Source organism: Rhizobium sp. SJZ105 (assembly GCF_007828365.1).
GTDB classification, from domain to species: domain Bacteria; phylum Pseudomonadota; class Alphaproteobacteria; order Rhizobiales; family Rhizobiaceae; genus Agrobacterium; species Agrobacterium tumefaciens.
This window is the reverse complement of record NZ_VIUP01000009.1, coordinates 1-21,527: the sequence shown is the minus strand read 5'-3', so window position 1 is coordinate 21,527 and position 21,527 is coordinate 1. Positions and strand designations below refer to the sequence as shown.

19 protein-coding genes are annotated in these 21,527 nt (G+C 57.1%); 5 read left to right on the top strand and 14 right to left on the bottom strand.

Annotated elements, in window-relative coordinates:
• Window positions 1–29: 29 nt before the first annotated feature.
• The 11 genes from FB593_RS21350 to FB593_RS21295 form a co-directional block, all read right to left on the bottom strand.
• The gene (locus tag FB593_RS21350) at window positions 30–1,142 is read right to left on the bottom strand and encodes a TRAP transporter substrate-binding protein (RefSeq protein WP_065703185.1); all 1,113 of its coding nucleotides are present in this window, start codon (window positions 1,140–1,142) and stop codon (window positions 30–32) included.
• Between the two features lie 63 nt (window positions 1,143–1,205).
• Entirely contained in the window at window positions 1,206–2,711 is a 1,506-nt protein-coding gene (locus tag FB593_RS21345; protein ID WP_019565758.1) for a TRAP transporter large permease, read from the bottom strand.
• A 17-nt stretch (window positions 2,712–2,728) separates the two neighbouring features.
• Window positions 2,729–3,277, bottom strand: a complete 549-nt coding sequence (locus tag FB593_RS21340) for a TRAP transporter small permease subunit (RefSeq protein WP_019565757.1) — start codon at window positions 3,275–3,277, stop codon at window positions 2,729–2,731.
• Between the two features lie 618 nt (window positions 3,278–3,895).
• On the bottom strand, window positions 3,896–4,393 hold the full coding sequence (locus FB593_RS21335; RefSeq protein WP_019565755.1) for a GNAT family N-acetyltransferase: 498 nt from the start codon (window positions 4,391–4,393) through the stop codon (window positions 3,896–3,898).
• Entirely contained in the window at window positions 4,390–4,686 is a 297-nt protein-coding gene (locus FB593_RS21330; protein ID WP_019565754.1) for a DUF1778 domain-containing protein, read from the bottom strand. Before FB593_RS21330 ends, FB593_RS21335 begins: the two co-directional genes overlap by 4 nt.
• A gap of 824 nt (window positions 4,687–5,510) precedes the next feature.
• Window positions 5,511–6,377 carry an aldose 1-epimerase gene (locus tag FB593_RS21320; RefSeq protein WP_145166983.1) on the bottom strand — a complete coding sequence of 289 codons (867 nt, stop codon included), beginning with the start codon at window positions 6,375–6,377 and terminating at the stop codon, window positions 5,511–5,513.
• On the bottom strand, window positions 6,364–7,551 hold the full coding sequence (locus FB593_RS21315; RefSeq protein ID WP_145166916.1) for a galactarate dehydratase: 1,188 nt from the start codon (window positions 7,549–7,551) through the stop codon (window positions 6,364–6,366). The genes FB593_RS21320 and FB593_RS21315 overlap by 14 nt, the downstream gene beginning before the upstream one ends.
• Window positions 7,552–7,595: 44 nt before the next feature.
• Complete coding sequence (locus tag FB593_RS21310; RefSeq protein ID WP_019565751.1) at window positions 7,596–9,320, bottom strand: ABC transporter ATP-binding protein; 1,725 nt, start codon at window positions 9,318–9,320, stop codon at window positions 7,596–7,598.
• Window positions 9,321–9,328: 8 nt separating this feature from the next.
• Entirely contained in the window at window positions 9,329–10,453 is a 1,125-nt protein-coding gene (locus tag FB593_RS21305; protein WP_003517190.1) for an ABC transporter permease, read from the bottom strand.
• 9 nt (window positions 10,454–10,462) lie between these two features.
• Entirely contained in the window at window positions 10,463–11,449 is a 987-nt protein-coding gene (locus FB593_RS21300) for an ABC transporter permease (RefSeq protein WP_003517191.1), read from the bottom strand.
• A gap of 120 nt (window positions 11,450–11,569) precedes the next feature.
• Window positions 11,570–13,519, bottom strand: coding sequence for an ABC transporter substrate-binding protein (locus FB593_RS21295; protein WP_145166915.1), 1,950 nt, complete (start codon window positions 13,517–13,519; stop codon window positions 11,570–11,572).
• 298 nt (window positions 13,520–13,817) lie between these two features.
• Between FB593_RS21295 and FB593_RS21290 the strand changes: the two genes are divergently transcribed.
• From FB593_RS21290 to FB593_RS21280, 3 genes are read left to right on the top strand one after another with little or no spacing between them, the layout of a single operon-like run.
• Window positions 13,818–14,537: a FadR/GntR family transcriptional regulator gene (locus tag FB593_RS21290; protein WP_003517195.1), complete on the top strand. Its 720-nt coding sequence runs from the start codon at window positions 13,818–13,820 to the stop codon at window positions 14,535–14,537.
• Between the two features lie 55 nt (window positions 14,538–14,592).
• The gene (locus tag FB593_RS21285) at window positions 14,593–15,474 is read left to right on the top strand and encodes an SMP-30/gluconolactonase/LRE family protein (protein ID WP_145166914.1); all 882 of its coding nucleotides are present in this window, start codon (window positions 14,593–14,595) and stop codon (window positions 15,472–15,474) included.
• Between the two features lie 32 nt (window positions 15,475–15,506).
• Window positions 15,507–16,403: a dihydrodipicolinate synthase family protein gene (locus FB593_RS21280; protein ID WP_013637432.1), complete on the top strand. Its 897-nt coding sequence runs from the start codon at window positions 15,507–15,509 to the stop codon at window positions 16,401–16,403.
• 219 nt (window positions 16,404–16,622) lie between these two features.
• On the opposite strand, the gene FB593_RS21275 is transcribed toward FB593_RS21280, so the two are convergent.
• A complete protein-coding gene (locus tag FB593_RS21275) occupies window positions 16,623–17,042 on the bottom strand; it encodes a type II toxin-antitoxin system VapC family toxin (RefSeq protein ID WP_145166913.1) in 420 nt (139 codons plus the stop codon).
• Window positions 17,039–17,293, bottom strand: coding sequence for a FitA-like ribbon-helix-helix domain-containing protein (locus tag FB593_RS21270; RefSeq protein ID WP_003517203.1), 255 nt, complete (start codon window positions 17,291–17,293; stop codon window positions 17,039–17,041). The genes FB593_RS21275 and FB593_RS21270 overlap by 4 nt, the downstream gene beginning before the upstream one ends.
• A gap of 383 nt (window positions 17,294–17,676) precedes the next feature.
• Here FB593_RS21270 and FB593_RS21265 point away from each other — a divergent pair, with 383 nt between their 5' ends.
• A complete protein-coding gene (locus tag FB593_RS21265) occupies window positions 17,677–18,282 on the top strand; it encodes a J domain-containing protein (protein WP_003517207.1) in 606 nt (201 codons plus the stop codon).
• A 535-nt stretch (window positions 18,283–18,817) separates the two neighbouring features.
• Here the strand turns inward: FB593_RS21265 and FB593_RS21260 are convergent.
• A complete protein-coding gene (locus tag FB593_RS21260; protein WP_019565741.1) occupies window positions 18,818–19,825 on the bottom strand; it encodes a sensor histidine kinase in 1,008 nt (335 codons plus the stop codon).
• 156 nt (window positions 19,826–19,981) lie between these two features.
• Between FB593_RS21260 and FB593_RS21255 the strand changes: the two genes are divergently transcribed.
• The gene (locus FB593_RS21255; protein WP_321186298.1) at window positions 19,982–21,439 is read left to right on the top strand and encodes a PAS domain-containing protein; all 1,458 of its coding nucleotides are present in this window, start codon (window positions 19,982–19,984) and stop codon (window positions 21,437–21,439) included.
• Window positions 21,440–21,527 lie beyond the last annotated feature (88 nt).

Here is a 21,527-nt window from a genome sequence, read left to right as displayed (position 1 = left end):
CCGGGGGCCTCGACATCAGTTATGCCAGCTTATTTGCCGGCAGTCTGCATCGCATAGCCATAGCTGTCATAGGTATATTCGGCGACGCGGAACCATTCATAGCTCTCGTCGCGGAATTTCTTCCAGCCGGGATATATTTTGGCCCATGCGGGATGTTTCTGCGTATACTCGTCATAGAGTTCGAAGGTTGCCTTATAGGCGGCGTCGAGCACGTCCCGGGGTAACGGGCGAAGCTGCGTGCCCTTCGAAACGAGCGAGCGGATCGCATCCTTGTTCTTGACGTCGTAGAGAGCCTGCATGTTGATGTTGGCCGCCTTGCAGGCGGTGTCAAGCGCTGCCTTGTATTCGTCAGGCAGGGCCGCATATTGATCCTTGTTGACGAAGAAGTGAATCGTCAGACCACCCTCCCAGAACGCTGGATAATAATAATAGGGCGCGATCTGGTAGAAACCGAGCTTTTCGTCGTCATAAGGGCCGACCCACTCCGCAGCATCGATGGTACCACGTTCCAGTGCTGGATAAATGTCGCCGCCCGGAAGCTGCTGTGGAACGGCGCCGAGCCTCGCAAGCACCTGCCCGGCGACCCCGGCAATTCGCATCTTGAGGCCCTTGATATCCTCAATGCTTTTTATCTCCTTGCGATACCAGCCCCCCATCTGGGCGCCCGTCGCACCACCAGGAATTCCGATGACGCCGTAGTCGGACAGAAATTCATTATAGGCCTCGTTGCCGCCGCCATGGTAAAGCCATGCGTTCTGCTGACGGGCATTCAGACCGAAGGGGATGGTCGAGCCGATGGCGAATGTCGGATCCTTGCCTGTGAAATAATATCCGCAGGTATGGGAAATTTCCACCGTGTTGGCCTTAACGGCATCGATGGCCTGTGCGCCGGGAACAATCTCTCCGGCCTGAAAGACCTGGATGTCGAACTTGCCACCCGTCATGGCCCTCAAGGCATTCGCCATGACAACGGCACCGCCGTAAATCGTGTCGAGATTGTTCGGAAAACCTGACGTCAAACGCCAGCGAACGGTCGGTGACGATTGAGCTATTGCCGGTGTTGCAAGCGTCGAAGCAGCCGCTGCCGCTCCCGCAAGCACACCGCCCGACAAGAATTGTCTGCGGCCTGGATTATCCTTCATAGTTTTACCTCCTCCTGTTGAATACGGGTGGCGTGGTCGGGCGCTTGCCTGCCCGATCAATCGTCACGGTGTGCTTGGCTTGCCGAAGCTCGGTGCCGTGTTGCCGGGCGCGAGGAACGGGTTGGCGAAAGGATCGGCGTCCGTTCCCGCGCCGGGCATGGGTACGTTGATATGAACGGCAGAAGGATCGGCCACCTTGGCGCCCGACTTGTAGTGCATCACGATGCCGGGGAACGCGATGATGATGATGACCATGGCGAGCTGGATGAAAAGATAGGGAATGGCGCCGAGATAGATCTGGCTCGATGTGATTGGCTGGATCGTCTGCCCGGTGATGCGATCCTTGTAGGCCCTTGTCGGCGCGACGGACCGCAAAAAGAACAGCGAAAAGCCGAAGGGCGGGTGCATGAATGAGGTCTGCATATTGACCGCTAGCATGACGCCGAACCAGATCAGATCTATGCCAAGCGCATCCGCGACCGGAGCCAGAAGCGGGATGATAATGAAGGCCAGCTCGAAATAATCAAGAAAGAAGGCCAAAAAGAAAACCAGCAGATTTGCGACGATCAGGAATCCGATCTCGCCGCCCGGAACCGATGTCATCAGATGCTCGACCCAGACATGGCCGTTCACGCCATAGAAAGTCAGGGAGAAGACTCGCGCGCCGAGCAAGATGAGCAGGACGAAGGACGACAGTTTTGCCGTCGCGTATAGCGACTGCTGAATGAGGCCCAAGTTGAGCTTGCCATTGGCGAGCGCAAGGGCGAGTGCGCCCACCGCTCCCATGGCGCCACCTTCCGTGGGCGTGGCGATGCCGAGGAAGATCGTACCAAGCACGAGGAATATCAGGACGAGCGGCGGAACCAGCGAGGTGATCACCTTCAAAAGCAATTTGCTGCCCCGCAGGGTGCGTGCCTCCAAAGGCAGTGCAGGCACTTTTGCCGGACTGATGATCGAGGTCACGATGATGTAGAGCGTGTAGGCACCAACGAGCAAGAGACCCGGAACGAGGGCGCCTTTGTACATGTCCCCTACCGAGCGACCGAGCTGGTCCGCCAGCACAATCAAGACGAGGCTTGGCGGTATGATCTGCGCCAGCGTGCCGGAAGCTGCGATTGTGCCGGCGGCGATTTTACGGTCGTAACCGTAACGCAACATGATCGGAAGAGAGATGAGGCCCATCGAAATGACCGAGGCGGCGACAACGCCGGTGGTGGCCGCCAGAATAGCGCCAACGAAAATCACCGCGAAGGCAATGCCGCCACGTACTGGTCCAAACAGCTGGCCGATCGTATCCAAAAGGTCTTCCGCCATGCCGCTCTTTTCAAGGATCAGGCCCATGAAAGTGAAGAAGGGGATGGCGAGCAACGTCTCGTTGGACATCTGACCGAATATGCGATCGGGAATGGCCTGAAACAGGGTTGCCGGTAGCAGGCCGAGTTCGATGCCGATGAAACCGAAGAAAAAGCCGACAAAAGCCAGAGCAAAGGCCACCGGATAACCCAGCAGGAGCACGATGATGAGCGCCGCGAACATGATCGGGGCGAGATTTTCCGCAAGGAATGCCATTGTTATTTTTCCTTCGATCAGAGCATTGCCGCTTCGGCGTCCGCCGCTGCAACCGGATCAGGAATATCGCCGCGCAGGATAGCGACGCGCTTGATGAGTTCTGACACTCCCTGCAAGGAGAGCAGGCTGAAGCCGATCGGTATCAGTGCCCAGACCGGCCATTGGATTAGGCCGCCCGTATTATTTGATACTTCACCGGAGGCGAACTTCTGCAGGAAGACCGGCCAGGAGAGGTAGACCGTGATGAGGCAGAAAGGCAGGAGGAAGAAGATCGTCCCGAGAATGTCGACCCACAGTTGCCCTTTGCGCGGAAGATTTCCGTAGACTAGGTCAACCTTCACATGCTCGTTGTTAAGAAGCGTGTAGGCGGCAGCAATGAGGAACACCGCAGAGAACAAATACCACTGTGATTCAAGCCAGGCGTTTGAGCTCATAGAAAACGCCTTGCGCATGATCGCGTTGATGGCGCTAATGAAAATAGCCGCTAGAAGCAGCCAGGAAATTGCTTTGCCAATTGCTGAATTGGCAGCATCAATGGCGCGCGAAACGGCCAGTAGAAGTTTCATGATATCCTCCCCGGACGCGGCCGCGTACTCCTCAATACACATGCTGCCGCTATCGTTCGGGCAAGATATCAATGGCGGCTTCTCGCTCAAGGGCTGTCGTCTGTTAACTTCTTAAGGCATACCGAGAACTGGGTATGCAGGTTCAAACAGAGCAAAAATACAGTGGCATTCCGTGAAGAAACACCGTGTCCAGGCCTGTAGCTTTAATTGCACTCGAGGCAGCCCTGCTGGCGAATCTTCACCTTCAGCCATGTCGAGTGGAATCTGCGATGTCACTTGATTGGGTCCCCGCATCGGGCAATTTTAGGCCGCTTGGCGATGACCCTGTTGATGAACGACTGGCCCGGGATCAGCGACCTGTGTAAGAAGTACGTCGGGGCCGGATTTCCAAATGCGAGATCCAAGATAACTTTGGGCCTCAACAAGAGGGCGTCGATGGCACACCCCAGGCGGCTCGAACTCTAGCGCGGGTAGACGCTGTGATTGGTTCGATGTCGCACGTTGTTAAAGGGGTACGAACCCACCGCACGTCATTTGTTGTCAGACTTTCTGGAGCAGTTCCATTGGCTTAGAAACACAGTGGAATGGACTCAAACGAAAATTATTGATGAATTTCGTTTAGGTGTTCAGCGCGTTATTGAGGTCGTGCAAACCGACCATCAGCATCATGGGATCGGACGGAGAAGACAGGAAGCCGACGGCTTCGTAGAAGGCTCGTGCGTCATCAGAAATCGCATGGACCAGCACGCCGCGGATCCCGAGCACTTCAGCGGCATTCAGCAGGCGCAAACCCGCGTCGCGCACCAATGCCCTGCCGATACCACGCCCTTGACAGGATTGATCAATGGCGAGGCGGCCAAGCACTGCAACTGGGATTGGATCAGGCATATTGCGCCGAAAGCGACCAGGCACTTCCGGCGGTTTCACGGAGCCAGAGGCCAGGGCGTAGTACGCGATGACGCGGCTCTCGTCGCAAACGACAAAGGTCCGCGACGCGCCGCCTGCTTGATTGGCCCGGGCACGGCGCCGAAGCCAGTCGTCCAGTTCAGGTACTCCAGAATTGAATTCGGCCAGTTCGTGATGATCGGCCAGGGGGACTGGTGCGCTGAGAGTCACGCCTCATCCCAGGGCGCTTTGGTCGACATCGTGCGCTTTAGACGCTCATTGGGCTGAGCAGGCGCATCGAGACGGGCAAGATATTCGGCATAAATTTCGGGGCTTACCGTGACGATTGTACGGTCGAGCAGCACCTCCTCCGCACGGCGCTCGGAAGCTTCCAACATGAAATCTGTGCGCGTTTTGCCGAGCAACTCTGCGGCGCGATCGATCAAGTTGCGAGTGGCAGGTTTAATGCGCATATTCAGCGGCACACTTGCGTCCGGGCTCTTACCCGTGTGTGAGGTCGGCATGGGAAACTCCTATCCAAGCCCATTTATATATAGCGTAACGACATTATCTTTACAAGCATCGTAAAGACAATGTCGTTACATTCGCCTGCGGACGAGCGCACGACAGACTCCGGCTTGAAGCATAACCTCATGGGATGTTGTCACGTTAAGTTACCTAGGCCGAGAAAGGCAGCGGCTCGAATTTTCAAGCGATGCAGGCAGCAACTTTCGATCTATCGAACGCTTCGAGGCGGTAGCGAATTGTTTTTGCGGCGCGGCGGCGGGCGGAAACAGAAAAGCGATGTGGGTAGCGCAGTGCATAGAAACGAACCGTTGCAATACTCCGGGCGATCGGCGACCCTGCAGGGTTCGTTCTCGTTTCGAAACGGCATATGGCTGTTCTCGGCCCGATTGTTGAAGCTCTTGTGCGACCAATTGTTAAGGCCGGCAGCCACGTCCGCATTTGCCGCACTCGTAGGAGCGCAGCTTGTCAGTGATGATCCGCTAGGGAGCAAAACTACAGCGCTTCATCAAAGACACGAGTAGGCGCTCGGCCTCCCTTTTGTCACGTCGCTTCTGTAAAATTTCTTCGAGAACGACGCCATCCTCATCGACTGCGCGCCCAATCCAAAACGTTGGCAACGGCAAGCCGGTTAGCGTGACAACACCTCTTGACGGGCCAAGGCCACTAGGCGCTGCAGGAGGCATACGCCGCCGCTCGGAAGACGTTGATCGCCAGGGGATATCCTTGAGATAGGAACGCATAACCTTGCTGATTGTGCAGGATTCAGGACAGGCGGAGCGCCCGGAATAGCCGTTATGTGCGTGAGGCACCTACGCCCCTGTCAACTTTCAATAGAAAGCCTGATACACCCAGACAGTCGTTGTCCCGGCGAGATCGTTTCGACGCCGCGGCCATTTCGCTCTGGTTCCGGTAAGCCAAGCGCTCCGGCGACCATGGAAACGGGTTCAAGACAAAGATAGCGGTCCATACGGTGGGCAGCGAGATTGCTAAAAACGGGATCCGCCTCGAGCAACAGTGAAAAACTGCCAAAACCGATGCGCGCATATGACCAGTCGGTGAAGTGCAAGGTGTATCCCGTCGTAGAAGGAATGGCAGGTTTCGAGCGGGGCACCGCTTGCTGGCCGGTTGGCACGTTCTGCACATCGAGGGGATATTGCAGTTTGGCATCGGTGCTAGCGTCGCAGCCCAATTCTGCCGCAAAATAGGGATGCCAGCCAAGCGAAACCGGCACAGGCCGGTCTTCCAGATTGGTTATCGACAATTCCACCGTCAAACGGTTGCTTTCAAGCAAAAAAGATTGTTCAGCGCGGAAGGAAAATGGCCACTCAGCATCCGCCTTATAGTCAAGCACCAGCGTGCACTGATCGGGCGCCAGGCTGGAAATATCCCACGATCGTCGGTGAGCAGGTCCATGCATGGCATCAGGCGAAAGGGCGGGATGTGGAAGAAGGTCGTGGCGGATATCCGCGTGAACGAATGAGCTGCCATATAACCTGTTGTGGTAAGGAATGAGCGGATAGGCACCTGCCCTCGGCCAGTTCAACGGGTCAAAAGACTCCTCCGCTGTCGGCACCAGGATATCGCCGTGATCCTCGTGGTGCAGATGCGTCATCCTTCCACCCCAGCAAGGGTGGAGGCGGGCCGAAAGCTGCCTGAAGGCAATCGTAACCGTTTCAGGCAAAAGCATATGAGCCATCAGGCCGTTTCGGCACGCGTCGCTGCCAGTGAACATAGCCATCTTCCTGCATGGCCTTTTCATCCATCTCGACTCCCCAACCCGGTCGGTCCGGCCTCAGGTCCAGGTATCCATCCTTTGGCAAATAAGGGTCGACAACATAGCGCGTTTCATCCTCGCGTTTTTCTAGGTCGGTGCCGCCATAAACATAGCACTGCCCTTTCGGCAGCCTGTATTCAAGAATACGGAAATTCTGCTGGGCGGCGGAGAAATGCACGTTGACGGCGGTGGCGAGCGGCCCCATCGGGTTGTGCGGTGCGATGCTGACGAAATGCGCCTCTGCAAGCGTGGCGATGCGGCGCATTTCCGAAATACCACCGACAACGCAGATGTCGGGTTGAATGATATCGGCGCCCCGGACTTGCAGAAGACGCAGGAAGTCATTGCGGTTGTAAAGACTTTCACCGGTTGCCAGCGTGCAGTTCAGCCCCTGCTTCAGGTCTCCCCACATCTCGATATTTTCCGGACGCAACGGCTCTTCAAAAAATAAGGGATCGTAAGGGGCAAGCGCATTGCCCAGTTGACGAGCGGCAGCAGGCTCGAAAATCTTGGCATGCGCATCGAAGGCAATATCGTAGTCGGGCCGCACGGTTTCGCGAAGCGAGCGGAAGTATTCGGCCGAACTGCGCACCACCTCACCCCAGCGATGGGCGTGAATATCGACGCGCCATGGGCTTAGCTTGAAGGCTGTGAACCCCCAGTCTTCGTTGAGACGATCGAATTCTTCCCTTGCCGCCGGCGCATCCGGTGCCGTGTAGACGCCGGCGTAAACCTTGATACGATCACGCACTTCGCCGCCCAAAAGCTTGTAGACAGGCACCCCCGCCGCCTTGGCGGCAAGGTCCCAGAGGCAATGGTCAAGCGCTGAGATTGCCGAAAGACCGAGTGCTCCGGGCGGAAAGCGGTTTTGTTGGAGGAGGAGATTGTAGAGATACTCGACCCGAGTCGGATCCTGCCCGGCAAGAAAGCCGTAGAGGTAATCCAGAACCGGGGGCAATGCGAGATCGGGGCCGTGATTGTAGCATTCGCCCCAGCCGGTCAAACCGTCATCGGTATCGAGAGCGACGATAACGCGGGGGCGGTCCTTGTCGCGGGTAACGAATACCCGCATGCGATCGATTTTCATGCTTTGGTCTTCCTCTTGGATTGCGAGAAGCAACAGCCGCGCCGTTATCTGGCAGCAGCTCCGTTCTTGATCTCGGGCGGCTCGACGTAGCGGAACCTTCTCGTGCGGTCGCGATCGCGCGGATCCGGGCGCGGAATGGCCGACAGAAGTGCCTGCGTATAAGGGTGATCCGGCGCGTTGCAGACTTTTTCGGCGTCTCCCACCTCAACAAGCTTGCCGCGATACATCACTCCGACGCGGTCGCACATGTATCTGATAACGCCGATGTCATGGCTGATGAAGATGTAAGCCAGGCCAAGTTCGTCCTGCAGCCGCATGAGCAGGTCCAGCACCTGGAAACGCACCGAAACATCGAGCGCCGATGTCGCCTCATCCGCAACGATGATGCGCGGCCGGAGCGTGATGGCGCGGGCGATACCGATGCGCTGGCGCTGGCCGCCGGAAAAGGCGTGTGGATAACGCTCACGTCCGGCAGGGTCCAGACCCACCTGCTCCATCAGGGCGCAGACGCGCTCATCCAGTTCCTTGCCTTTCGCAATGCCGTTGACCAGCAGCGGCTCGCCGATGACCTGTGCCACCGTCATGCGCGGATTGAGCGAACCGAACGGATCCTGAAAAACCATGCGCAACTCACGCCGCGCCGCTTTCAGCTCCGCACCTTCGATTTTGGCAAGATCGACCACCGTGCCATCCGCCCGGCGATAGCGCATCTCGCCCCCGGTCGGATCGTAGAGGCGCATGATCGAGCGGCCCATGGTGGTCTTGCCGGAGCCGCTTTCGCCGACGATGCCGAGCGTTTCGCCCGGAAGCAGCTTGATCGACACGCCATCCAGCGCCTTCATCTCACCGAAGTGCATCGAGAGGTCGTTTACTTCCAGGATAGGCGCCGCGGCAAGATCGAGCGGCGGGCGGGCCAGCCGGATTTCCGCCTTCTGCTCCAGCTTCAGAACCGAGCCGATCAGCATACGCGTATAGGGGTCTTGCGGATTGTGGAATATTTCATCGACAGTGCCATATTCCTTGGCGACGCCGTGATGCATGACTAGCACGTCATCGGCAATCTGCGCCACCACGCCCATGTCGTGGGTGATGAAGAGCACCGCCATGCCATGAGCCTTTTGCAGCCGCGATATCAGGTCGAGGATTTCGGCCTGCGTCGTGACGTCCAGCGCGGTTGTCGGTTCGTCGGCGATCAACAGTTGCGGTTTGCAGGCCAGCGCCATGGCGATCATGGCGCGCTGGCGCATGCCGCCGGAATATTGGAAGGCATAACGATCCAGCGCCTTTTCGGGGTTGGGAATTTCCACCTGTCGCAGCAGCTCGATGGCTTCCGCCCGGGCCTGCGCCTTGCTCATCTTCAAGTGCAGCCGCAGAACTTCGGTGATCTGATCACCGACGGTATGCACCGGCGACAGCGACGACATCGGCTCTTGAAAAATCATCGCGATGTCTGCGCCGCGCACCGAGCGGATGGCCCGGCTGCGCGGATCGAGCTTTGCGAGATCCAGCGACGTGCCGTCGGCACGGTTGAGGATGATCGACCCGGAAGCGATGTAACCGGGGCTGTCGATGATCTGCAGGATCGAGCGGGCGGTGACGGATTTGCCGGAACCGCTTTCACCCACAACGCAGAGCGTCTTGCCGGGATCGATGGAAAAAGACAGATCGTTTACCGCGCGGAAAATGCCGTTTCGCACGGGAAATTCGGTGACCAGATTGCGGACGTCAAGCAGCGGTCGGTCTGGCTTCATGGAGAGAATGTCGCTCATCCGGGGCCTCACTTGTTATAGGGGTCGGCTGCGTCACGCAAACCGTCACCGAGCAGATTGAGCGCCATGACGGCAACGACAACAGCCACGCCGGGCAGGAACAGCCACGGCGCGGTTGCGATCGAGCGAATATTCTGCGCCTCGCGAAGCAGCACGCCCCAGGAAATGGTCGGCGGCTGGAGGCCAAGACCGAGGAAGGACAGCGAGGTTTCCGCAAGGATCATCGCCGGAACCGCAAGCGTGACTGAGGCGATGATGTGGCTCGAAAAACTCGGCAGCATATGGCGGAAAATGATGCGCGCTTCCGGCACACCATCCAGCCGGGCTGCCGCCACGAACTCTTCCGTCCTCAGTGACAGGAACCTGCCGCGCACGACGCGGGCAAGCTGCGCCCAGCCGGTCAAGGACAGGATGATGGTGATCATCATATATTGCAGCGTTGCCGGCCAACCCTGCGGCAGGGCAGCGGCAAGCGCCAGCCAGATGGGAATAGTCGGCAGCGACAAAACGAAGTCGATGACGCGCTGCATGACAAAATCGATGCGGCCGCCATAATAACCGGAGATACCGCCCAGAACGACACCGAGAAGCAGCGAGAAAAACACGCCGACGAGACCGATGGACAGCGAAATCTGCGAGCCCTGTATTACCCGGCTGAAAACATCACGGCCAAGGCGATCCGCGCCGAAAAGGAAGAGCGGTCGGGTCTTGTCGGTCGAGGCCAGCAGATGGATATCCGTGGTGAACAGGCCGAGCACCGAATATTCGTAGCCGCGACCGAATAGCTGGATCGGGATTTTCTTGGCCGTATCTTCGACGAACACCGCCGCCAGCGTTTCGGGATCACGCGTCAGCTTCAGCGGATAATAGTGCAGACCAAGCGAGAGGCCGTCCGTCGTATCGATGAAATGCACACGTTGCGGCGGATGGAAGGTGGCGCGCGCATTCTGCAGAACCGGATCGTTGATGGCGAAGAAACCTGGCAAAAGCGCGACGATATACATTGCGATGGTGACGAACAGGGCGGCCATGGCCAGCCTGTGGCGCTTGAACGCCCACCAGATCAGTTGCCATTGCGAGGCGACGGCAGCGCGGTCCGGCCGGGTATTGGTGGTGATGGCGATATCGCTCATGGCGCCCTCCTATTCGAGACGGATGCGCGGATCGACCAGCGCAAGAAGGATGTCGCTGATGAGTGATCCGATCAACGTCAATCCGCAGATCAAAAGCACAAAGGCGCCGGCGAGATACATGTCCTGCGCCATCAGCGACTGTAAAAGCAGCGGCGCGGCCGTCGGCAGATTGAGCACGATAGCAACCACAACCGAGCCTGAAATAAGATTGGGCAACAGCCATGCAATCGTGGAAATGAATGGGTTGAGCGCAATTCTCAAAGGATATTTCGTCAGCAGCCGGAACTCGGACAATCCCTTTGCGCGCGCGGTGGTCACGTAGGGTTTGGGTAATTCGTCCAGCATGTTCGCGCGCATGACGCGGATGAGGCTTGCCGTGGAGGACACCGCGAGGATCGCAACTGGTAGCCAGATGTGGGCCATCAGATCCATCATCTTGGCGATGCTCCACGAGGCAGTCTCGTACTCCGCCGAAAACAGCCCTCCGACATCGGCCCCAAACTCCACCGCCGCGACATACATCAGCACCAGCGCCAGAAGGAATGACGGTATGGACAGGCCGAAAAAGGAGAAGGCGGTAAAAAGATAATCACCGATCGAATATTTGCGCACGGCGGAGAAGACGCCGATCGGAAGTGCGATGGCCCAGGTTGCGAGAAGGCTTGCTATGGCCAGAACCAGCGTCAGCGCCATGCGCTCCCAGATGAGGCCGGAAACGGGCTGCTGCCATTCGAACGAGATGCCAAAATCGCCGCGACTGATGATGCCCCATATCCATTTGAGATATTGCACGATCATCGGGTCATCGAGGCCGAAGCGCTCTCGCAGTTGCGCCGCCGTATTGTGGTCTATGACTTCGTTGGACGCAGCAAGCGTGGCGATGTAAGTCGTCACATAGTCACCGGGTGGCAGCTGGATCAGTACAAAGGCAAGAAAACTGACGGCGAACAGGGACGGTATCATCCACAGCAGGCGTTTTACGATAAATAGCAGCATGACGTTCTCGCAATCACGTTTTACCACACGCGCCGCCTTCCACTACGAGACGGCTTGCGGGTGGTCGAAGCAACCTGAGAGGCGCCGCCGCATTGATGAAGCGACGCCCATGTGGCGGTGTCAGCTTGTGAAGGTGAACTGTTGCGGCAACGCCGGGCCGGGGTTGGGCCATGACCAGCTGTCGGGTTCTTTCTCCGGCACGTTGCGAAGGTTGTTGCGGATGATACCGAAACCACCAACGGCAAGGCAAAGACCGATCGTCTCGAACTCTTCCGCCGCAATATCGAAGATTTCCTTCATCTTCTCGCCGCGCTTGACAAGGTCGGCCGTCGAACGCGCTTCATCGAACAGTTTGAAGCGCTTCTTCTGGCTTTCCGGCGGCTCTTCCCCCTTCTGCCCGTTGGATGTGTACCAAAGCGCCCACGGAATGGCGTAGCGCGACCCCTGCGGGTGGAACGCGAAGAAGTCACGCGGGTCGAGCATCGGATCGAGACCGCCCGGACCCGGCCAGACCGCCGCATCATGGGCGTTATCATCGCCGCGTGTGTAGTACAGCGCGCGTTCGATGGTGTTGACCTTGATATCGACGCCGATTTGCGCCCACTGCGCCTTCACCAGTTCGAGCGCATCGACCAGATCGGGATAGAGTGTCGGGATCACATCGATCGAGAAGAAAATCGGCTGGCCGTCGGGCCGGAGCCGCATGCCGTTGCCGTTCTTCTTGTCGTAGCCGGCCTTGTCGAGAAGATCGTTCGCCTTGGCGACATCGTATTCGGTGTTCTGACGCGCCAGCTTTTCGTGATACCAGGGATGCGTCGGGCGCGGCCCGGCCTGATAGCCCTCGCTCTGGCCGAAATAGACGATGTCGATGATTTCCTGGCGGTTGAGCGCGATGGACAGCGCCTGACGGAACGACTTGTCGCCGAACATCTTGCGCATCTCAGGGTCTTTGTGGGTGATGTTGAGGTAGATCTGGCACTGCTGCGCAGCCGATGGCACCAGCGTCAACAGACGGTAATCGCCCTTTTTCATGTTCTGCGACAGCGTCGGCTTGTTGGCGAGAACGCTGATATGGCGTTCCTGAATGTCGATCTTGCCGGAGATGACGTTCAGCATCAACGATTCGACATCCTGCGAAATGCCGAAATTGACTTCGTTGATATAGGGAAGCTGGTTGCCTTCCGTATCGACCTGCCAGAAGTAAGGATTGCGTGTCATGACCACACGGGTCGCGCCGCCGGAATAGGGTTCCTTGACCACCCACGGGTCGAGCGTCGGCTTGTCGACATTCGACCAGCGCGACGGAATTTCGATGTCGCCGCACTTGGCGCGGAACAGTTCCGTCCAGCTGGACACGCCAGCCGCCTTGACGTCGGCATCGAGCGCCGTGTTGTATTTCGGCAGGAACTTGCTGCAATAATGCTTGGCAAACAGCGTCGGATGCTGGCCGAGCGGCGTGGCGAGGTTTTCCAGATAGAGCGCGTTTGGCGCTGCGAATTTGAACCTGACCGTGAAATCATCGACTTTCTCGACATCGACCGCCTTACCGGCGACGGAGAGCTGCGCCGGGGTAGCGCTGTAAAGCTCCTTGTTCTTGATGCAGTCCTCGATGGCGAACACCACGTCATCTGCGGTAAAGGGATGTCCATCAGACCATTTCGCGCCCTGCAACAGATAGAAGGTGAACTGGGAGGCGTCGTCATTGACCTCCCATTTCTCGGCAAGGTTGGGCAGAACTTCGGTAAAGTCCATGTTCCAGCGCACCAGCCCCTGGTTGCCGACCATGCGCAGGATGCCGTTATGGTCCGACGAACCGCGCAGGCCGCGGCGCAATGTGCCGCCATAGGTGCCGATCTTTTCATGCGGCGTCACCACCATCGGGTTTTTTGGCAGACGTTCAGCCAACGGCGGCAGTTTGCCGTCTTTTACCAAGGCTGCCAGCTCCGGCGCTTCCTTGCCGGCAGCAGCCAGGGCCGAGCTCCCGATGACGGACACGGCGGCGACGCCGCCAAGCCCAGCCATAAAGGTTCGGCGCGTCACGCCCAGTGAAAATTTATCGCCATCGCGCATCGACTATCCTCCCAAAAAATCACCGGCAGCGACACAGCTTTCACCGAACCGCAACAGCCTCCCGGCCAGCCAGCACACCGATCCTCCACCGGCAGGCAGACCATATGGGCGTTTTCAGATGATTACAAGTATTGACAGATTTTTACATATTTTTTATTCGTAGACCGGTTTTCACGATCAGGTTTGAGGAAAGAACCGGCACGACAGTAACCACGTTCACGAAAACCCCGGTATTTCTGTTGCGATTGAAATGCAGGAAACCCATTAACTTCAGCGATTTGCAACGGAAGGGCTGCTGATGGACAATCAAACCGCATCCGCCGCCGCTCGAGGCGAGACTCGCTTGAGCGACATCATCTACGAAAAGATCATCGGAATGATTTCTGATGGGCGGTTTCCCGTGAACGAGCGGTTGCCGTCGGAGCAAAATCTGGCTTCCCTGTTCGGGGCTTCCCGGCCTGTGGTGCGCGAAGCGCTGGAGCGGCTGCGCAACGACGGGCTTATCGTTTCGCAGAAAGGTTCCGGCTCCTATGTGCGCCAGCAGCCGGATTCATCCGTGTTGCAGCAGGTTCCTGTCGGCTCGCTTGCCGATGTGCAGCGTTTCTTCGAGTTCCGGTCCGGCCTTGAGTCTGCAGCCGCCGAACTTGCAGCGCGCAGTTGGCAGGCTGCCGACAAAGCCCGCATCGAACAGGCCATTACCGCGCTGGAACAGTGTCTTGCGCGCAACGATCTTGGTGCGGAGGAGGACTTTGCCCTGCACGAAGCCATTGCGAAAGCGAGCCATAACCAGTTCCACATCACCGTGCGGATCTGGTTCAAGCCGCATTTCGCGATCGGCCAGTCGGTGACACGCAGCCTCAGCCTCAAGCGCACGCCGCAACATGTGCGCGAGGTACAGAACGAACATACGGCAATCGTGGAAGCGATTTTTGCGCGCCAGGAACAGGCCGCGCATGACGCAATGAAAGATCACATCCTAAAGGCCCGTGCCCGCATGTTTCAGGGCGTCGGCAGCTAGAACCGTTTTTCCACATTTCAAAAGGCGAGCCATACAGGGCAAGGGAAAATAATCAGTGATCCAGCCACGCATCATAGAGCCGAAACTCCGCTCTCTCATCGACACGCCGTTGAAGGTCGGCGAATCACCGGCATGGGATGAGCGTACCGGGAATCTGTGGTTCGTCGACATTCTCGCCCCCGCCATTTTCTGCCTGCATCCGGGCGGCAAACTCGACAGATACGAAATGCCCGCCCAGGTGGGATGCCTCGGTCTTTGCGACAATGGCCTTGTTGTGGCGGGCCTCAAGACGGGCGTGCACCTTCTAGACCCCGTAAACGGCGCGCTCGAACTGCTGTGCGATCCGGACGAAGGACGAGCAGACAGCCGTCTCAACGACGGCAAGGTCGGCCCCGATGGCCATTTCTGGGTGGGAACCCGCGACGAGGCTGCCGTGCAGACAGGAAATGCCCGCCTCTATCGTATCGCGCCAGATGGCGGCGTCGAGCTTGTCATCAATGGCGATATGTTCACATCGAACGGGCTTGCCTGGAATCTGGACGGAACGCGCATGTATCATTCCGATAGCAGCGGTCTGATGTATCAGGCGTTCGATTTCGATGTCGCGACGGGCAGGCTCGGTCCAGCCGAACGCCTGCACGATTTCGCACCCGACGAAGGCAGGCCTGATGGCGCGGCGACCGATTGCGAAGGCTGTTACTGGAGCGCCGGCGTTCAGGCCGGGCGTCTCAACCGCTTTTCGCCGGAGGGCGAACTCTTTGAGATATACAGGTTGCCGTTCAAAGGGCCGACCATGCCATGTTTCGGCGGCCCGGACCTCAAAACGATCTATCTGACGAGTCTTGTGACCGAAACGAACGGAACAACCACCCCAGGTACGCTTGTTGCGTTTGATGTGCCTGTCGCGGGCGTAGCCGTTCACAAATTTTCTATCTGAAGATGCCCTTTGATTTTTAAGGAAACCAGTTGATGACGACATTCGATTTCCGCCAGGCTCTGCACGGTATTTCCGGCGTCCCCGTAACGGCTTACGAGACAGACGGGGAAGTCGATATAGCTGTCACCATCGAAGCCTATGCCCGTGTAGCAAAGGCGGGCATCCACAATATCGTTGCTGCGGGCAATACCGGCGAGTTTTACGCGTTGACGCCCGCTGAAATTTTCAAGGTCTACGAAGCTGCGATTGAAGGGGTGAACGGGCAAGCCCCCGTTACTGCAGCGATTGGACGCTCACAGCGGGAGGCCCTGTCCATGGCGCGTCGGGCCAGGGAGATGGGCGCGTCTGCGGTCATGTCCCACCAGCCGGTTGACCCGTTCGCAGCGCCGCAATCACAGATCGACTATTTTATCGGCCTGGCTGAAGGCAGCGAATTGCCTCTCGTAGCCTATGTCCGCGCCGACGGGTTCTCGGTCAATGACATGGTCAGACTATCGAGCCATCCGAATGTCGCAGGCATAAAGTTCGCGACGACGGATATTATGCTTCTGTCGCGTGCGATCGCCGCTTCCGATCCTGACGGCTCACTTTACGTGTGTGGACTGGCAGAAAGCTGGGCTCCCGCCTTCTGCGCCGTCGGAGCCCGCGGTTTCACATCCGGTCTCGTCAATGTCGCACCGCAATTTTCCCTGCAAGTTCATGATGCACTGACGGCCGGCGATTTCTCGACCGCACGTAAGATCGTTGAAAAGATCGAGTTGTTCGAACGGCTGCGGACACGATACCGGAACGGCGCCAATGTGACTGTGGTGAAGGAAGCGATGCAGATACAGGGGCTTGCGGTTGGCCCAGTTCGAGCACCAGGACTCGCCCGTCTGGACGACGAGGATCGTGCTACACTTGAAGTCCTGCTTGCCAGCTGGCAATGACAGAAGCCTCATTCCCAACTGTGGGAATACGCTACGATGCCGCCCCCAACCCATCTGTGGAATTATGCGCCTAACCAGCTCGGTTTCGATGAACAAACAATGCCTTGCGTCACGCCATTTCCTAATACATCTCGCTGCGAGAGGCACGCATTATCTCTGAGTCACCTTTCAAAGCGCTTCAGAATATATGACCTTACGATACCCAGATGAACATTGTGGTTATCTGGACCAGGCATTGATCACTTTCACCCCGGCAGCCTCGAAAGGGCTTGTATCGCGAGTTGAGATCGTGAGGCCATTTGCAGCCGCTGTGGCTGCAATGTAGCCATCGGCCGTGCCGATCGCTTTCCCAGACGCTCGAGTGCGTGCCATCAGTTCAGAGTAAAACTGAGAAGTAGTCAGATCGAAGGACAGGATGCGGCCGGAAAAGTGTGGCAGCACCTCGCCCTCGAGACGGTCGCGGAGGATAGTTTGCCGTCTGCCTGAAGGCATAGCAGCAATTCCGAAGCGAAGTTCCGCAATCGTTATTGCGGAGATGAACAGCGTTTCGACAGCTTGGGCGTCCAACCAGGCAATCACCGCCTCGTCCGGAACCGGTTTCCAAGGTTCGGATATGACGTTGGTGTCAAGCAAGATCATTCGAAGGTCATCGGCTTAGCAGGTGTCTTGTCGCGACTTTTCTGAAGAGCTTCAACGTCGCTGTTGGAAAGCTCGGCGTCGCGACCAATGGCCGCTAGCAAGGAACCGAGCTGAATACGTTCCGGAGGACGAACAGCCGCTTCAATAATGGCACGAATCTCGGCCTCCGTGCTCCGGCCATGATGAGCCGCTCGCACCCTCAGAGCGCGATGTGTTTCTTCAGAAAGGTTACGAATGGTGACTGCCGGCATTGATATCATCCTTGGAAAAATGATCTCTTTGATATCAAAATACCAAGAATGATGCTAAAATTCAAGAGTATTGAGTTTCAGCAGGATTTGACCCGTTTTTCCATTTCGCGGCCGACAATCCGTCGAGAATACCGCAACCACGAGCTATCGTCTTCTCGGGAAGATCTATGCACGCCTTGCGAGAATGATTGTCGAGCGGGCGGGGTTTTCAGCGAGACATGAGCATGACCCGAAATTTTCCATACTGGCCATTTCCAAATGGCCAATTTCCAAGAAAACAGTGCTTCCCCCGGTGAGGCTGGCTATCGCGCATGCTGTCCGTGTGATCGAGATTGGACGTGTCTGATGTTGCCCTAGGGGTCTTCCGCGTCCATATAGTTCTAATGACGCATGATTCGAAAATATTCGTAGGTCTTCGATCCGCTCGCAAACGCTCGCCATCGCCCAGCCAAGCCACAGGCCCAAAATGCCAATGGGACGGGTGTGAAAAGAGCGGTACTCACCGTGCGCCGGTGGGATCGGGTGCAGAAGGTCTTTACCTCTTATTCTGCCTTGAGCATGTGACTGACTACAACAAGGGTTATAGTTTTACGACGCCACCCTCCAATGCCGACGTCGCCCGTTACCAGAAAGAAGCGACGACGGGTGCGCGCCCGACCTGGGGTAAGAGGGTGAGCGCGGCGACTGAAACTCCGTTACCGTCTTCAGTTCGTTCAGGCTCGGCAAAAACGCTAAATGCTCGCAAAGCCGATCGGCAGGGGCAATCGCGGATCGGCGCCCAACAGAGAAAGCTCAAGGTACTGGAAGCCAAAGCTTTCGAAACACTCGGCCTTTCTTCCCAGGCGACATCCCAAGAAATCAAGAGCCGCTATAAGGAGAGGCTCAAAATGCACCATCCCGACGCCAATGACGGAGACCGCAATTCTGAGGATGCACTTCGAAGCTCGATCGAAGCGTATCGAATCCTTAAATTGAACGGTTTTTGCTAAAGCCTGTTTAAAGGGGGGTTACGATCCCTGCCTTGAAGGGATCAGAACCACTGACCCGTTCCAACGCATAGATGAGATGATCACTCGGACCTAAATTCAAGCCAACATTTCTCAAATGCATTCAAGGAGCATCTCTGTCATTCGCCCAGCAGCTACGCGCAGACACGTGCTCCGTTGCGCGACATCGCTCTGGGTAATGGGTCCTCGGCATGGTTTGTGTTTGTCGCTATTCGACCGCAAAAGCGAAGACACCGAGGTAGCCTATTGGACAAACTCTGCCTTGAGGAGAGTGGCCGTCATCGCCACTTAAATGGCCGAAAGACACGGGGATACCGATGTCCATGTTGTCACCACGCAACCGTGCGACACTCTGATTACCCATATTCAGTCCCGCAGAACGGTGAGGCTCCATCAGTTTTGGTGGAACGCGCGTCGATGCTTCCCCGCAAGGGCGCCGAGCCTGTCGGTGGTTGGGACTTCGGCTTTTGTCTCGGCACGCCGGGTGCTTGAGGGCCAACTCTCGGTCCCCGATCATTTATCCAGAAAGATGGCTTTCTTTCATCCTTAGCGTTACAACGACGCCGCCCTCTACCCAGTTATAGTCGATTGATCCACCGAGTTGTCCAGAGACTGTCCTGTGCAACATCTTACTGCCGTAACCGTCTGAAGATCTGGGCGACTGGGCAGGGTCGCCTCCGTGTTCGCTCCAGACGATCTCGACCTCGTCTTCGATTACAGAACCGGATATGTCGAGCAATCCCGCATTATTCGACAAGGCACCATATTTGAGCGAATTCGTTGCCAACTCGTGTATCACGAGTGCCAGGCTGGTTGCGGCCTTTTCTCCTAATCCCATCCGCGGCACAGCAACGCGGATGCGACCTGCAAAAGCTCCGACGTCGTCGTAAGGGGCAAGCAGCACAGCAAAGAGGTCACCGAGCAATGCCGATCTCCCCTGGCCATCGGGGAGCGGGCGCACCAGTTCGTGGGCCCTGCCGAGGGCCGTCAGTCGCTCAGTCAACTGCTTTGCCATTTCCTCTTTTGTCTCGGTCGTCCGCGAGGTGATATTTGTTAATCCAGAGGCCAGAGCCAGAATATTCTTGACGCGATGGCTCATCTCGCCGGCAAGGAGTTCATGCCCTTCCTCCGCCTGCTTGCGGCCCGTGACGTCAAGAAAGATGCCTGTCATTTTTTCGGTTGCAGCGTCTCCCTCGTTGCCCTGGCCCCGAGCGGAAATCCAACGAACGTCGGAGGCGTTCGTGAGAATGCGGAAATCAATTTCAAACGGGCCGTCGATGGCGCGGGTTGCGACGAACGCCGCCCTGACGCGGTCTCGGTCGGCGGGATGCACCTTGGCGGAAAGATGCTCGAAAGTGAGGTCTACCTCGCCGCAAATGTCCCAGAGTTCGTAAGCCTTGGCATCCATCACAAACGTGTCGTCATCAACGATCCAGGCCCAGAGCGCGACCCCGGCCGACTGGATAGCACGCCTGAGCTCGGCTGTACTCCATTCAGGTTGTGATGTGCCTTTGCTCAATTTCAAATTTCTCCCACCCCATACAAAAGCTGGTATCGATCTAGAACTAGCTGGCCAGCGAAGCGTTATCAATGCTCTACGTAGGGTGTGCTTTATTGGGATGGAAGTGGAATGGCATTAATTTCGGACCGGTATCGGGACATATTTGTTGGCGATGGAGAGATGGCGCAGATGATGCGGCGCCATGACTGGGCGGATAGTACACTTGGTTGTCCGGACGAGTGGCCCGAAGCGCTGAAGGTCGCAATTCGGCTGTTGCTCACCTCAAAATTTGAAATGTGGCTTGGCTGGGGTCCAGACATCGCCTTTTTCTATAACGATGCCTATAGGCCGACCTTGGGAAATAAGCACCCCAACGCGCTTGCTGTGCCGACAAAGATATTATGGTCTGAAATCTGGAATGATATCAAAGGGCGCTTGGAAACCGTTTATTCAAGCGGAGAGGCAACCTGGGACCGCGCGCTGCTTTTGCTTCTCGAACGCGACGGGTATCCGGAAGAAACGTATCATACCTTCTCTTACAGTCCGCTGATCGGAGACAATGGCAAGGTCGAGGGCGTCTTCTGCGCGGTCACGGAAGAAACCGAGCGGGTCATCAGTGAACGCCGCCTGGCAACCATGCGCACCCTGGCGTCTGGCCTTGCCGTGGCCGACACCGAGGTCGAAGTCTTCAACGCTTCACGCAAAGCGCTTAACGACAACCCTCAGGATCTTCCCTTCTGCGCACTTTACGTTTTTGACGAGAACGGCAATGCGATGCGCCGGTGGGTTTGCGGCACAGCTGAAGACGACACTTTATTGCCTGTAACAATAAACCGTGGTGTGGGTATCTGGAACCTTGAACGCGCCTGGCAAGAACAGGCCATGGATCTGATACAGTTGTCGGCCACAGACGTCATCCCGTCGGGGCCCTGGCAAAGAGCGCCATCTCAGGCTGCGGTCATTCCTTTGGTCGGACAAGCCAGCGACCAACCCAAGGGGGTAATGATCACCGGGCTCAATCCGCATCGGGCGGTCAGCGACGATTACCTGGATTTCCTTAAATTGATTGCCGGCCAGATCACCTCGCGCTTGGCGAGCGCCGAAGCGTTCGAAACAGAACGTCGACGGGCAGCGGCGCTTGCGGAGGCTGCTGAGATCCGGGAAAAAGCAGCGTTGGCACTCGAGCAGCTCAATCGTCAACTCTCCTCAGAAGTGGAACTTCGGACCGCGGAGCGAGATCGGATGCGCGCCCTGTTCCAGCAAGCCCCAAGTTTCATGTGCATCCTCAGCGGGCCTGAACACACGTTCGAGCTGGTCAACGATGCCTATAATCAACTTGTCGGGCATCGCGAGCTCCTTGGCCTCAGCGTCAGAGAGGCGCTGCCTGAGATTGCCGGGCAAGGCTTCTTCGAATTGCTCGACGGTGTTTTTCGATCGGGCACGCCGTATATAGGTCGTTATGTGCCTGTTTTCCTTGAACGGGATGGCAAGGAGCAGCCGGATCAGCGCTTCGTACATTTGATCTACCAGCCAATTTTTGACCTTAACGGATCAGTGACCGGGATTTTCGTTGATGGCTTCGATGTTACGGACCAAAAGCGTGCTGAGGATCAGCTTCAGAGCCTTAACCATGAATAGCCCCAAGATTTGTAGACGCCTTCTTTCCTAATTTTGAGGCAAGAAGAGCATCATGAGCAAATCGAATTTCAGCGAAGAGTTTAAGCGC